10 protein-coding genes are annotated in these 13311 nt (G+C 72.1%); 5 read left to right on the top strand and 5 right to left on the bottom strand.

The window, feature by feature from the left end; translation table 11 throughout:
- Positions 1-155: 155 nt before the first annotated feature.
- The 5 genes from ACFZDK_RS41680 to ACFZDK_RS41660 are packed head-to-tail and all read right to left on the bottom strand — an operon-like array spanning position 156 to position 5805.
- The gene (locus ACFZDK_RS41680) at positions 156-1466 is read right to left on the bottom strand and encodes a DUF58 domain-containing protein (RefSeq protein ID WP_390980681.1); all 1311 of its coding nucleotides are present in this window, start codon (positions 1464-1466) and stop codon (positions 156-158) included.
- Complete coding sequence (locus tag ACFZDK_RS41675) at positions 1466-2455, bottom strand: MoxR family ATPase (protein WP_359221085.1); 990 nt, start codon at positions 2453-2455, stop codon at positions 1466-1468. Before ACFZDK_RS41675 ends, ACFZDK_RS41680 begins: the two co-directional genes overlap by 1 nt.
- Positions 2455-3654, bottom strand: a complete 1200-nt coding sequence (locus ACFZDK_RS41670) for a DUF4350 domain-containing protein (RefSeq protein WP_390980678.1) — start codon at positions 3652-3654, stop codon at positions 2455-2457. Before ACFZDK_RS41670 ends, ACFZDK_RS41675 begins: the two co-directional genes overlap by 1 nt.
- Positions 3651-4436: a DUF4129 domain-containing protein gene (locus tag ACFZDK_RS41665; protein WP_390980676.1), complete on the bottom strand. Its 786-nt coding sequence runs from the start codon at positions 4434-4436 to the stop codon at positions 3651-3653. Before ACFZDK_RS41665 ends, ACFZDK_RS41670 begins: the two co-directional genes overlap by 4 nt.
- A gap of 4 nt (positions 4437-4440) precedes the next feature.
- Positions 4441-5805: a hypothetical protein gene (locus ACFZDK_RS41660; RefSeq protein WP_390980674.1), complete on the bottom strand. Its 1365-nt coding sequence runs from the start codon at positions 5803-5805 to the stop codon at positions 4441-4443.
- A 140-nt stretch (positions 5806-5945) separates the two neighbouring features.
- On the opposite strand from ACFZDK_RS41660, the gene mtnA reads away from it, so the two are divergent.
- The 5 genes from mtnA to ACFZDK_RS41635 all read left to right on the top strand — a co-directional run bounded on the left by mtnA (position 5946) and on the right by ACFZDK_RS41635 (position 13164).
- Positions 5946-7067, top strand: a complete 1122-nt coding sequence (mtnA, locus tag ACFZDK_RS41655; protein WP_390980672.1) for an S-methyl-5-thioribose-1-phosphate isomerase — start codon at positions 5946-5948, stop codon at positions 7065-7067.
- Positions 7068-7373: 306 nt separating this feature from the next.
- Entirely contained in the window at positions 7374-8063 is a 690-nt protein-coding gene (gene mtrA / locus ACFZDK_RS41650; RefSeq protein ID WP_150136091.1) for a two-component system response regulator MtrA, read from the top strand.
- Between the two features lies 1 nt (position 8064).
- Positions 8065-10119 carry an MtrAB system histidine kinase MtrB gene (mtrB, locus tag ACFZDK_RS41645; RefSeq protein ID WP_390980669.1) on the top strand — a complete coding sequence of 685 codons (2055 nt, stop codon included), beginning with the start codon at positions 8065-8067 and terminating at the stop codon, positions 10117-10119.
- Positions 10109-11947: an LpqB family beta-propeller domain-containing protein gene (locus ACFZDK_RS41640; protein ID WP_390980667.1), complete on the top strand. Its 1839-nt coding sequence runs from the start codon at positions 10109-10111 to the stop codon at positions 11945-11947. The genes mtrB and ACFZDK_RS41640 overlap by 11 nt, the downstream gene beginning before the upstream one ends.
- A 314-nt stretch (positions 11948-12261) precedes the next feature.
- Positions 12262-13164 carry a ComF family protein gene (locus ACFZDK_RS41635; protein ID WP_390980665.1) on the top strand — a complete coding sequence of 301 codons (903 nt, stop codon included), beginning with the start codon at positions 12262-12264 and terminating at the stop codon, positions 13162-13164.
- Positions 13165-13311: the final 147 nt, after the last annotated feature.

Genomic DNA, 13311 nt, shown 5'->3' with positions numbered 1-13311 from the left:
TGGTACTGCAGGGGGGACCCTGTGGGAGAGTAGGACACCGCCGAACAAATTTTGGGAAAGGCCCACGCCGTATGGCGTGGGCCTTTCTGCATTTACGGGCTTGGTTTGGGGAGCAATCGGCAGGCCCATCCATCGGCAGGCCTGCCCGTTGCGACTCAGAGTCGGCCGGCCGCCTTCAACGCCAGATACGCGTCCGCCAGTGCCGGAGCGAGATCATCAGGGGTGGCGTCCACAACCGTCACTCCATGCCGACGGAGTTGCTCCGCGGTCCGGTGCCGTTCGCTCTGCGCCTGTGCCGCGGCCGCTGCTTCGTACACCGCGTCGACGTCTCCGCGAGCCGTTGCCATACGGGCGATGTGCGGGTCGGCCACTGAAGCGATCAGAACCGTGTGGCGTTGGGTCAGCTGGGAGAGCACCGGAAGCAGGCCCTGCTCGACAGGGGCTGCGTCGAGCGTCGTCAGGAGGACGAGCAGTGAGCGGCGCGGAGCCGTACGGAGTGCTGTGGCGGTGAGGCCGCGTGCGTCCGTTTCGACGAGCTCGGGCTCCAGCGTGGCCATCGCGTTGACCAGGGACGGAAGTACGTCGCCGGCCGAGCGGCCCTGGACGAGGGCGCGGACTCGGCGGTCGTAGGCGAGTAGGTCCACGCGGTCGCCCGCGCGTGAGGCGAGGGCGGCGAGAAGGAGTGCCGCGTCCATGGAGGCGTCCAGGCGTGGGGCGTCGCCGACCCGGCCGGCGGAGGTACGGCCGGTGTCGAGGACCAGAAGGATGTGCCGATCGCGTTCGGGACGCCAGGTGCGTACGGCGACCGTCGACTGCCGTGCCGTTGCCCGCCAGTCGATGGAGCGGGTGTCGTCACCGGGGACGTACTCGCGCAGGCTGTCGAATTCGGTGCCCTCACCTCGCGTCAGAACGCTGGTGCGGCCGTCTAGTTCACGCAATCGGGCGAGTTTCGACGGCAGGTGCTTGCGGCTGGTGAACGGGGGCAGAACCCGTACGGTCCAGGGCACTTTGTGGCCGCTCTGGCGGGAGAACAGGCCGAGGGGGCCGTAGGAACGGATCGTGACGCGGTCCGCCTGGCGGTCGCCGCGGCGGGTGGGGCGCAGGCGGGTCGTGACGCGTCGGCGTTCGCCGGGCGGGACGGTGAGGCGGTGGCGTGAGGCCTCGACCTCTGTGCCGGACTGCCAACTGCTGGGCGGCCAGCCGTCCCTGAGGCGGGCCCGGAGCGGGCGTCCGGACGGGTTGGTCACCGTCAGGGTGACGTCCGCGGTCTCGCCGAGGCGCGCGGATGTGTCACCGGAGCGGGTCAGCACGAGGCGTCGTACCGGTGCCGCCAGGGCGAAGTCGCAGGCGCAGGCCAGGGCCAGGGGGCCGTCGACCGCGAGGATGCCTGTCCAGCTGGGTCCCCACAGGCCGATGGGGATCGATCCGATTGCCGCGAGGAGGGCGGCGCGACCGGTGAGGGGCATCAGCGGGGGACCGGGACGTGGGCGAGGATCGCGTTGATGACGGAGTCGGCGGTCACGCCCTCCATCTCGGCCTCGGGGCGGAGTTGGACGCGGTGGCGGAGGGTGGGCAGGGCGAGGGCCTTGACGTCGTCGGGGATGACGTAGTCGCGGCCGGTCAGCCAGGCCCATGCGCGTGAAGTGGCCAGCAGGGCGGTGGCGCCGCGTGGGGAGACGCCGAGGGTGAGGGACGGCGACTCGCGGGTGGCGCGGCAGATGTCGACGACGTAGGCGGTGATCTCGGGGGAGACGGTCGTCTTGGCGACCGCGGCGCGGGCGGCTTCGAGGTGGGCGGGGCCTGCCACGGGGCGTACGCCGGCGGCGCGCAGGTCGCGCGGGTTGAAGCCTTCAGCGTGCCTGGTGAGGACGTTGATCTCGTCCTCCCGGGAGGGCAGGGGGATCGTCAGCTTGAGGAGGAAGCGGTCGAGTTGGGCCTCGGGGAGGGGGTACGTGCCCTCGTACTCGACGGGGTTCTGGGTCGCGGCGACCAGGAACGGGTCGGGGAGCGGACGGGGTGTGCCGTCGACCGTGACCTGGCGTTCCTCCATGGCCTCGAGGAGGGACGACTGGGTCTTGGGCGGGGTGCGGTTGATTTCGTCCGCGAGGAGGAGGTTGGTGAAGACCGGGCCGGGTTGGAAGGAGAACTCGGCGGTGCGGGTGTCGTAGACGAGGGAGCCCGTGATGTCGCTCGGCATGAGGTCGGGGGTGAACTGGACGCGCTTGGTGTCCAGTTCGAGTGCGGATGCGAGGGCGCGGACGAGCAACGTTTTGGCGACTCCGGGGACTCCTTCAAGGAGTACGTGTCCGCGGCAGAGGAGAGCGACGACGAGGCCGGTCACGGCGGGGTCCTGGCCGACCACGGCTTTGGCGATCTCGGCGCGCAGGGCTTCCAGGGAGGCCCGGGCGTCGGCCGGGTTCCCGGTGGTCCCGGCGTTGTCAGTGGTCGGGTCCATCATGGACGGCGTACCTCTCTTTCGAGGGCGTCGAGCTGGTCGGTGAGGGTGATCAGGGCCTCGTCGTCGCCGGGCGGCGGTCCGAAGAGGAGGGAGTGCAGGGTCTGTCCGTCGCCGTGGAGGTGGGCGGACAGGGCGGGGAGCAGGGCTTCGGGCGCGTGCGCCTGGGAGATCGGGACGCCTACGAGGGGGGCGAGGCGGGTGCGAGTGGTGGAGCGAAGAGCGGTGGCCGCGCGGTCGCGGGCGTTGGCCTTGCGGTAGAGGCGGGAGCGGCCTTCGACGGTTTCGGAGGCGCGGATCACCACGGGAAGTTTTTCGGGCACGAGGGGGCCGAGCCGGCGTGCTCGCCAGAAGACGGCGAGGCCCGCGGCGATGAAGAGCTGGAGTGTGCCCCAGAGCCAGCCGGAGGGGAGCAGGTCGAAGAGGCTCTTCTGTTCGCCGGTGCCGGTGGCCGAGGAGTCGGAGAGCGAGGGGAGGTACCAGACCAGATGCGGGCGCGAGCCGAGGAGTTGCAGGGCGAGCGAGGCGTTGCCCTGCTGGTCGAGCCGGTCGTTGAGGAGGATGTCGGGCGCGCCGAGGACTACGGTGTCGCCGCCTCCGGAGGCCGCCGGGACGCGGATCAGGGTGGCCAGGCGCTGGCTGGGGTAGCAGGAGTCGGCGTCGAGGTGTGTGGTGGTGTAGCGGATGCCGCCGGTGTCGGCGCTGCCCGCCCGCCGGGCCGCGGCCAGGTCGCAGTGGGGGTTCAGCGTGGACTTCAGGCTGGTGGCGGGGTCGGCGGTGACGCCGGGGGCGAGCCGTTCGACGGACGTACTCCCGGCGGCGACCAGGACGGTGCGGCCGCCCGATCCTGCGGTCGACGCCCTCAGCCGGGACTGCTGACGCGGGGTCAGCAGGTCGGGGACGGCGACGAGGAGGGTGGTGTCGCGGCCGGCCGCGGCGCGGGCCTCGGCCAGGGTGGTGACCACGCGGGTGTCCACGCCCCGGTCGGCGAGGAGTTCGGCGACGGCGCGGCTGCCGTAGGTGTCGGCGGAGCGCGGGTCGAGGTCGCCGTGTCTGCTGTCGGAGCGGATGACGGCGATGGCGACGGCCCCGGCCAGCAGGAGCACGACGGCGAGGACGATGCCCCGGGCGCGGGTCCACACCTGGCGGGTGGTGGGCGCGGTGGAGGTGGTGGCCGGGAGGGCTGTGCCGATGGTCATTCGGCGGCTCCCTGGCGGGTGTTGTGGGCCGTGCTGTGGGTGCTGCTGACGAGCATCGGCTTGGTGCGTTCCAGGTCGCGGTCGAGTTCGGCGATGCGCTCGTACGACGCCTGGGTCGCCCTGCGGCCGCCGTACGTGACGTCGTCGAACTCCCGGGCGGCGGCGCGCAGCCGGTCCGTGTGGACGGGCAGGGCGCGGCCGGCTTCGGCGGCGGCCTCGTCGGCGGTGCGGCCGGGGCGGACGTCGAGCAGGGCGCGTTCCTCCAGGGCGCGGACGACGGCGCGCATGCGTTCCTGGAGGGCCTGGTTCCAGTGGCCCTGGGCGGCATGGGCCTCGGCGGCCGCGCGGTGTTCGGCGGCGCTGCGGGGGCGGTCGTCGAACAGGGCGGCGGTGGAGGTGGGTTGGCGGTGCGGGGTGCCCAGCCGCCACCACAGGGCGCCCAGGACGGCGATGACGGCCAGGACCACGACGACGAGGCCCAGCGCGCCGCCGGGCGTCGCGGACGCGGCTGTGGAGAGCAGGCGGTCGACCCAGTCCAGGATGGCGTTCACGGCGCGCTGGAACAGCCCGGGATCGTTCTCGTGGTACATCCGCTTGGACAGCTCACGGCGCGCCGCCTCCCGCGCGGGGTCGCGCGGAATGGTCACCGGCGGCTCGTCGCCCGAGCCTGTCAGCGACAGCAAGGCCGTGTCCCGGGCACGCAGCAGGCCACGTACCGCCTCGTCGGCGGCGCGCGGCAGGGCCGCCGGTACCGCCGTGAGGACTTCCCCCGTCAGGCTCACCCCATCAGCTCCCCGGGACGGTGCCTGGGGCGGCGGTGCTGTACTCCTGGACGCCGGCGGCGCGGGCCAGTTCGAGGTCGAGGGCCTCGCGGCGGATGCGCTGGTCGATGTAGAGGAGCACGGTGACGCCCGCGTTGATCGGGAAGGTGAGCATGGAGCCGATCACCGAGCCGATTCCGCTGATGACGAGGAACGTCCAGCCGTAGTTGTCGTTGGTGCCCTGGAGGAAGCCGGAGAAGCCGTCGCCGCTGAGGAAGGCGGCGAGCACGGTGAAGGGGATCACGGCGAGCGACGACACGATGTTGGCGATGATCGTCGCCAGCAGCTGGATGCCGAAGACCCGCCACCAGGAGCCGCGGACCAGCTTGGCGGAGCGGCCCAGAGATTTGACGATGCCCTGCTTCTCCAGCATCAGCGCGGGCGAGGCCAGGGAGAAGCGGATCATCAGCCACACGGTGACGACGACGCCGGCGAGGATGCCGAGAACGAGCAGGGCGGCGATGGCGTCGCCCGGGCCGCCGACGATCGCGACGACGATGCCGGGCAGTGCGCCGACGAGCAGGACGCCCACCGCGATGAGGCCGGTCAGCACGATGAGGCCGAACAGCTTCATGACCTGCGAGCGGGCGTCGCGCCAGGCTTCGCCGGTGGTCACGGACTTGCCGAGCACGGCGCGGCTGGTGACGGTCGTCAGCAGGGCGGTCGCGATGATGGTGCCGACCAGGGAAATCAGCAGGACGGCGCCCGAGCTGAGCATGACCTCGCCCGCGGCGCGGGACACCTCGCTGAGGGAGGCGCTCGGGTCGTTGAGGGCGTCGGTGGTCTCGGTGTCGTTCAGGACGAGGCCCTGAAGGAGGATCACCGCGACCTCGGTGACGACGGCGACCGTCAGGGAGATGCCGAGGACCGTGCGCCAGTAGGTGCGCATGGTGGAGACGGCGCCGTCGAGGATCTCGCCGACGCCGAGCGGGCGCAGCGGGATCACGCCGGGCTTGGCGGCGGGCGGGGGGCCGCCCCAGCCGCCGCCCCAGGCTCCGTATCCGCCGGGCGGACCGTAGCCACCCGGGGGGCCGTAGCCGCCGGGGCCGCCGTAGCCCCCGTATCCGCCGCCGGGGGGCTGGCCGCCCCAGCCGGGGCCGGGGGGTGGGGGCGGCGGTTCCTGGCCTGGTGCCGGGGGGCCCGTGGGCGCGGACCACTGGCCGGGCGGTGGCTGCTCCTTGGACCACTTCGAGTCGGAGCCCTGTGGGTCCGTACCCGGCTGATCGGCAGGCCCTGCGGGAACGGTGCGGTCGGCAGGGGCGGACGCGCCGGGTTCCCGCCCGTCGGACGGGGCGGATCCGGGCGAGGCCCAGCCCGGAGTGTCGTTCATCGAAGCTCCTTCACGGTGCCCGTCCGCGGTCGCGGTGGCAGGTTGGCTGCCATCGTGCCATGGGGATGTCGCCCAGTGACCGGCCGCGGTAGAGGCTGCGTACCTTCAATTGTCTGGCGGATACGGGGCAGACTGACCGCATGGCTGATCAGTACGCGCAAACCGGCGAGGACAAGCGGCCGACGGGGATACCGGTGATCCGATGGGAGGAGCCGCCCGAAGGGCCCGTTGTGGTCCTTCTCGACCAGACCAGACTGCCGGCCGAGGAGGTCGAGCTGGTGTGCACGGACGCGCCGGCGCTGGTCGAGGCGATCCGTTCGCTCGCGGTGCGTGGAGCTCCGCTGCTCGGGATCGCGGGGGCGTACGGCGTCGCGCTCGCCGCCGCCCGGGGCTTCGACGTGGACGAGGCCGCGACGGCGTTGTCGAGCGCGCGGCCCACCGCCGTGAACCTGTCCGTCGGCGTGCGCAGGGCGGTGGCGGCGTACCGGTCCGCTCTGTCCGGCGGTGCGGACAACAGGGGGCCGGCCGCGGCGGCGCTGGGTGCGGCGCGGGCGCTGCACCGGGAGGATGCCGAGGCCAGCGCGCGGATGGCCGAGCACGGGTTCGCGCTGCTGGACGAGCTGTTGCCGGGCGGAGGGCATCGGATCCTCACCCACTGCAACACCGGTTCGCTGGTGTCGGGAGGGGAGGGAACGGCGTTCGCGGTGGCCCTGCGGGCGCACCGGGCGGGGCGGCTCAGGCGACTCTGGGTGGACGAGACGCGCCCGTTGCTGCAGGGCGCTCGCCTGACGGCGTACGAGGCGGCGCGCAGCGGTATGGCGTACACCTTGCTCACCGACAACGCGGCCGGTTCGCTGTTCGCGGCGGGGGAGGTGGACGCGGTACTGATCGGGGCGGACCGGATCGCGGCCGACGGATCGGTGGCGAACAAGGTGGGGAGTTATCCGCTCGCGGTGCTCGCGCGGTACCACCATGTGCCGTTCATCGTGGTGGCGCCGGTGACGACGGTGGATCCGGAGACGCCGGACGGAGCGGCCATCGAGGTCGAACAGCGCCCCGGATATGAGGTGACCGAGCTCACAGCGCCGCAGGTGCCGGTGGTGGGGGCGGGAGGCGGGATGCCGGTGGCACCCCTGGGGACCCAGGCGTACAACCCGGCGTTCGACGTGACGCCGCCGGAGCTGGTGACGGCGATCGTCACCGAGGAAGGCGCCGTCTCGCCCGTGACGGCCGAGGCTCTTGCCGAGCTGCGTGCCAGGTGACGGTCGGCTGACCCGGTGGGCGGCGGTCGCGCGGAAGATCCCGGTGCGTTCCGTAGGAAGGCGACAGGCCACCGGGTCCCACGGCGAGAAGCTCACGCCCCGTACCTCCCAGCGCCATGGGCGTAGCGTATTGCTGGCCACCAGCTGCGGCCAGGTCGTACCGCGAGCGGTCTCGGCCCGAGGGCGGAGAGCCGTTGCCGATATCGACGTCTGCGGACGGGGGCAGACAGTGACGGTCCCCTGCGACTATGGTCACTGGCCGGTGACCCTGATCACCTGCGCAACCTTCACTGTTATGAGAATGGGATGATGTCGTTTATGAAGGGACGAGTCCTTGTCGTCGACGACGACACCGCACTGGCCGAGATGCTCGGCATCGTGCTGCGTGGTGAAGGTTTTGAGCCGTCTTTCGTAGCCGACGGTGACAAGGCGCTGGCCGCTTTCCGTGAGACCAAGCCTGATCTGGTGCTGCTGGACCTGATGCTGCCTGGGCGGGACGGTATCGAGGTGTGCCGTCTGATCAGGGCGGAGTCCGGGGTGCCGATCGTGATGCTCACGGCGAAGAGCGACACGGTCGATGTGGTCGTGGGCCTGGAGTCGGGCGCGGACGACTACATCGTGAAGCCGTTCAAGCCGAAGGAGCTGGTGGCCCGGATCCGGGCCAGGCTGCGGAGGTCGGAGGAGCCGGCGCCGGAGCAGCTCGCCATAGGTGACCTGGTCATCGACGTGGCGGGGCATTCGGTGAAGCGGGAGGGGCAGTCGATCGCGCTGACCCCGCTGGAGTTCGACCTGCTGGTCGCGCTCGCCCGCAAGCCGTGGCAGGTGTTCACGCGCGAGGTGCTCCTGGAGCAGGTCTGGGGCTACCGGCACGCGGCGGACACCCGTCTTGTCAACGTTCACGTCCAGCGGCTGCGCTCCAAGGTCGAGAAGGACCCGGAGCGGCCGGAGATCGTGGTGACCGTCCGTGGCGTCGGATACAAGGCGGGACCCAGCTGACATGTCCGGGGACAGTGCCGCTTCGGCCCCCGGCCGGTCCGGGGACCGTCCGGAGCGGCCTGTCGGCGGAAAGAGGCCCGGCTCGCGCTGGCGGCTGCTCTTCGAGGGCGGACTGCTCCAGGGCGGCGTTCAGGGCAGCCCGGTCCTGCGTCTTTTCATGCGCTGGGTACGTCGGCCGCTGCTGCCGGTCATGCGGCTGTGGCGGCGCAACATCCAGCTCAAGGTCGTCGTCACGACCCTGCTGATGTCGCTGGGCGTCGTCCTGCTGCTCGGCTTCGTGGTCATCGGGCAGGTGCGCAACGGCCTGCTGGACGCCAAGGTGAAGGCCTCGCAGAGCCAGGCCACCGGTGGTTTCGCGGTGGCCAAGCAGAAGGCCGACGAGGCCGCGACCGGCACCGGCGACACCGCGGTGTCGGCGGACGGCCGGCAGTCGCAGAACGTCACCTCGTGGATGAGCGACCTCGTCGAGTCGCTCTCCAGCGGCGGCCAGGGCGCCTTCGACGTGGTCACCCTGCCCGCGGGCGACAACAACAGCGGCGGCGGACGCACACGTGCCTCCGGGCAGGTCGACCCGACGGCCAGCGTGCCCGACGACCTGCGCGCGCGGATCAACGGCAATGCGACGGCCGCGCAGAGCTATACCCGGATCATCTATACGGACGACAAGGACTCGCAGCCCGCGCTGGTCATCGGCAAGCAGGTCAGCGATCCGAACAACGATCCGTACGAGCTGTACTACCTCTTCCCGCTCACCCAGGAGGAGAAGTCCCTCAGCCTGGTCAAGGGCACGCTGGCGACCGCCGGGCTGTTCGTCGTCGTACTGCTCGGAGCGATCGCCTGGCTTGTTGTGCGCCAGGTCGTCACACCCGTGCGGATGGCGGCCGGGATCGCCGAGCGGCTGTCGGCGGGCCGGCTGCAGGAGCGGATGAAGGTCACCGGCGAGGACGACATCGCGCGGCTCGGCGAGGCCTTCAACAAGATGGCGCAGAACCTCCAGCTGAAGATTCAGCAGCTGGAGGACCTGTCGCGGATGCAGCGCCGGTTCGTGTCGGACGTGTCGCACGAGCTGCGCACCCCGCTGACGACCGTGCGGATGGCGGCCGACGTCATCCACGAGGCGCGCGAGGACTTCGACCCGGTGACCGCGCGGTCCGCGGAACTGCTCGCCGACCAGTTGGACCGGTTCGAGTCGCTGCTCGCCGACCTGCTGGAGATCAGCCGCTTCGACGCGGGCGCGGCGGCGCTGGAGGCCGAGCCGATAGACCTCAGGGAGGTCGTACGGCGGGTGGTCAGCGGTGCCGCGCCGCTCGCGGAGCGCAAGGGCACGCACATACGCGTGGTCGGCGATCTGCAGCCGGTGGTGGCCGAGGCCGACGCCCGGCGTGTGGAGCGGGTGCTGCGCAATCTCGTCGTCAACGCGGTGGAGCACGGCGAGGGCAAGGACGTCGTGGTCAAGCTGGCCGCGGCCGGCGGCGCGGTCGCGGTCGCGGTGCGCGACTACGGCGTCGGGCTCAAGCCCGGTGAGGCGACCCGGGTCTTCAGCCGCTTCTGGCGGGCGGACCCGGCACGCGCGCGTACCACCGGCGGCACGGGCCTGGGGCTGTCGATCGCCCTGGAGGACGCGCGGCTGCACGGCGGCTGGCTGCAGGCGTGGGGGGAGCCGGGCGGCGGCTCGCAGTTCCGGCTGACGCTGCCGCGGACCGCGGACGAGCCGCTGCGGGGCTCGCCGATACCCCTGGAGCCCAAGGACTCACGGCGCAACCGCGGACTCGACGACGCCGGTCTGCCGAGCGGCGGCGGCGACAAGCGGGCGACCGTGCCGGTGCAGCCCGGCGGCCAGACGTCGCCGTTGGCCCCCATGACGCAGCGGCTGGCCGGCGCGGCCCCCACCGCCGACCCGACCGCGCTGCCCGGCAACGGCGCGCGCGTGGTGCCCCGGCCCACCGGGGGCGCGCGGCGCCAGGAGGGCACGTCCGAGACCGGTGTCGCCGACGACGGGAGCGTCGCCGGGCCGGAGCAGTCGAACAAGCCAGGGGAGGCATTTCGTGGGCGCTGACCGCGAGGGGAGCGCCCGGCCCGGACCGGTGCGCGCGGTGGCGTACGCCGCCTGTGGGGCCGTACTGCTGGCGGGCTGCGCCTCCATGCCGGACAGCGGCGACCTGCGGGATGTCGAGTCCACGCCACGGCAGGACACGCAGGTGCGGGTCTTCGCCATGCCGCCGCAGCAGGACGCCTCGTCCACCGAGATCCTCCAGGGCTTCCTGGAGGCGCTGACCAGCGACGATCCGCACTACGACACGGCGCGCAAGTATCTGACCACGGCCGCCGCGAAGACCTGGCGGCCGGATCTGCGGGCCACGGTGCTGACGAACGGGCCCAGCATCCAGACCGCCGCGCGCCCGGTCGGCCGGGAGGACGAGGACAGCATCACCTACGCGCTCCAGGGCAGCCGGGTGGCCACCGTCGACGCGCAGCAGGCCTACTCGCCCGCCGACGGGTCGTACCGCAAGACGGTGCATCTGACGAAGGACGCCAAGAGCGGGCAGTGGCGGATCGACACGCTGCCGCAGGGTGTCGTGATGGGCAAGTCCGACTTCCAGCGCAACTACACGTCGGTCAACAAGTACTACTTCGCGTCGGACACCTCGGCCGCGGGAACCGGGCAGCCGGTGGCGGTCGCCGATCCCGTCTTCGTGCGCACCCGGGTGGATCCGACCACCCAGCTGGTGCGTTCGGTGCTCAACGGGCCCACCAGCTGGCTCGGCCCGGTGGTGTGGTCGAGTTTCCCGACCGGTACGGCGCTGAAGAAGGGCGTGTCCGGGCTGGTACCGGACGACCAGAACCGGCTCACCGTGCCGCTGAACGTCAAGGCGTCCCGGATCGGCACGGCCAAGTGCACCGAGATGGCGACCCAGCTGCTGTTCACGCTGCGGAACCTGACACCCACCGTGGACACGGTCGCGCTGCAGTCCGTCAACGGCGGTCATATGTGCGATGTCGGCGAGGAACAGGCCGAGACCACCGCCTGGCGCCCGTCCACCAAGCGGCCCGACTACCTGTACCTCCTCGACAGCAAGCACCGGCTGGTGCGGATGACGACCGGCGGTACGGGTACCAGTGCGGTCGCGGTACCGGGACCGTTCGGTGCGGGCACCAAGCCGCTGCGGTCGGTGGCGGTCGCCCGCGACGAGCGGACCGCGGCCGGGGTCACCAGCGACGGCAGGTCGCTGTACGTCACCTCGCTCGCCTCTGCGGGTTCGCTCGGGGACGCCGTGCTGACCAGCCACGGCGCGACCGAGGACGACCGGCTGACGGCGCCGAGCTGGGACGCCCGGGGTGACCTGTGGGTGGCCGACCGGGATCCCGCCAAGCCGCAGCTGTACATGCTGGCGCAGGGTGTGGGCCAGCCGCTGACCGTGCAGGTCCCCGAGCTGAACGGCCGTATCGAGGACGTGCGGGTCGCCGCCGACGGGGTGCGGATCGCGCTCGTCGTGGAGAAGGACGGCAAGCAGTCGCTGCTCGTCGGGCGGATCGAGCGCACCAAGTCCGATGACCAGCAGGAGGTTTCGGTCCTCGAACTGCGCTCCGCCACGCCCGGCTCCGAGGAGGTCACCGCGATGTCCTGGGCCGGGGACAGCACGCTCGTGGTGGTCGGTCGTGAGCAGGGTGGAGTGCAGCAGACGCGGTACGTCCAGGTCGACGGCTCCACGCCGGACGGTCCGGCGCCCGCCGCCCTCACGGGCGTCCTGGCGATCGCCGCGTCCGAGGACGACCGGGTGCCCCTGGTGGCCGACTCGCAGGACGACGGGATCGTCCGGCTGCCGTCCGGGGACCAGTGGCAGAAGCTCCTCAAGGACGGGTCGGCGCCGGTCTATCCGGGCTGAGTGCGGAGAGCAGTGTGAGCGGCCGTCCCGGTCCGGCGTCGAGCCGGCGGGGCGGCCGATTTGTCGTGTGCGGCGGGTCGTGTGCTTCGGTCGTGCGGGCCGGGACGTGTGGGCCGGGACGTGTGCGGCAGGCCGTCTACGTCGGGTCGTGTGCTTCGGGCAACCGTCGTTGAGGGTGCCCGGGCGGCCTCTCTTGGCGCAGCGCCGGTCTTCTCACTCGTGTGAGGGACGTGCTGTGCGGGTCGCGTGGAGTTGTCCAGAGGTGGTTGTCCACAGGGGTGGCCGGTCCGGCCGGGTGTTGGCACAGTGGGCACATGCGGGGGTGGTGGCAGGACCTCACCGACCTGGTGCTACCGGCCGAGTGCGGAGGCTGTGGGACGCCTCGCACGGTGCTCTGCGCAGAGTGCCGTGCCGCCCTGAGCGGGGCCGTACCGGGCCGGGTGCGTCCGGCGTCGGAACCGCCCGGGCTGCCGGCGGTGTACGCGGCGGCGCCTTACGCGGACGAGGTGCGGGCGGCTCTCCTCGCCCACAAGGAACGGGGCGCGCTGGCACTCGCGGGAGCCCTGGGCGCGGCGCTGGCGGAAGCGGTGCGGGCGGGGCTCCGGGAACACCGGACCGTGCGTGTCGTCGGCTCGTGGAGCGACCTGGCGGATCCGGAGGGTGCCCCGGCGCCCGGGCCCGTGCTGCTGGTCCCGGTGCCCTCCGCCCCGTGGGCCGTGCGGGCGCGGGGACACGACCCGGTGCGACGGATCGCGCTCGCGGCGGCGGCGGAGCTGCGGCGCACCGGGACCTCGGCCCGGGTGGCCCCGGTGCTGGGGCAGCGGCGGGCCGTGGCCGACCAGTCGGGGCTCAACTCCCGGCAGCGGCGGGCGAATCTCGCCGGTGCGCTGGAGGTGACGGCAGGCGGCGCGCGGCTGCTCGCGGGCGGCCGGGTCGTCCTCGTCGACGACCTCGTCACGACCGGCGCCACGCTCGCGGAGGCGGCGCGTGCGGTGCGGGAGGCGATGGGGCCCGGCGGGGCAGGAGAGGGGACAGCGGCTGTGTATCGGCGCGCGGCTTGGGAAGGAAGGGAGGAACGGACGGCCGGACCGAGGGAAGTACGAACGAAGTGGACACGGGACGCACCGGGAATGGGCCAGGGGAACGCCCCCACGTGGCCGCTCCGTGCGGCGGTGGTCGCGGCCGCACCGGATTCTTTCGAAATGAACCGGAACTGAGTGTGAACGTGCATCGTTGCAGCTAGTGACCGGACCAATCCACCTGAATGGAGGTACGCATCAGTAGAGGGTGACGACATCCGTCCGGGCGAGATATGTTCGGTTGTGAGGGAGAAAGCCGCAGGCCATACCTCCCGTATCCGAATG

Source organism: Streptomyces sp. NPDC007901 (assembly GCF_042959465.1).
Lineage (GTDB): Bacteria > Actinomycetota > Actinomycetes > Streptomycetales > Streptomycetaceae > Streptomyces.
This window is presented reverse-complemented; position numbering and strand designations above follow the sequence as displayed.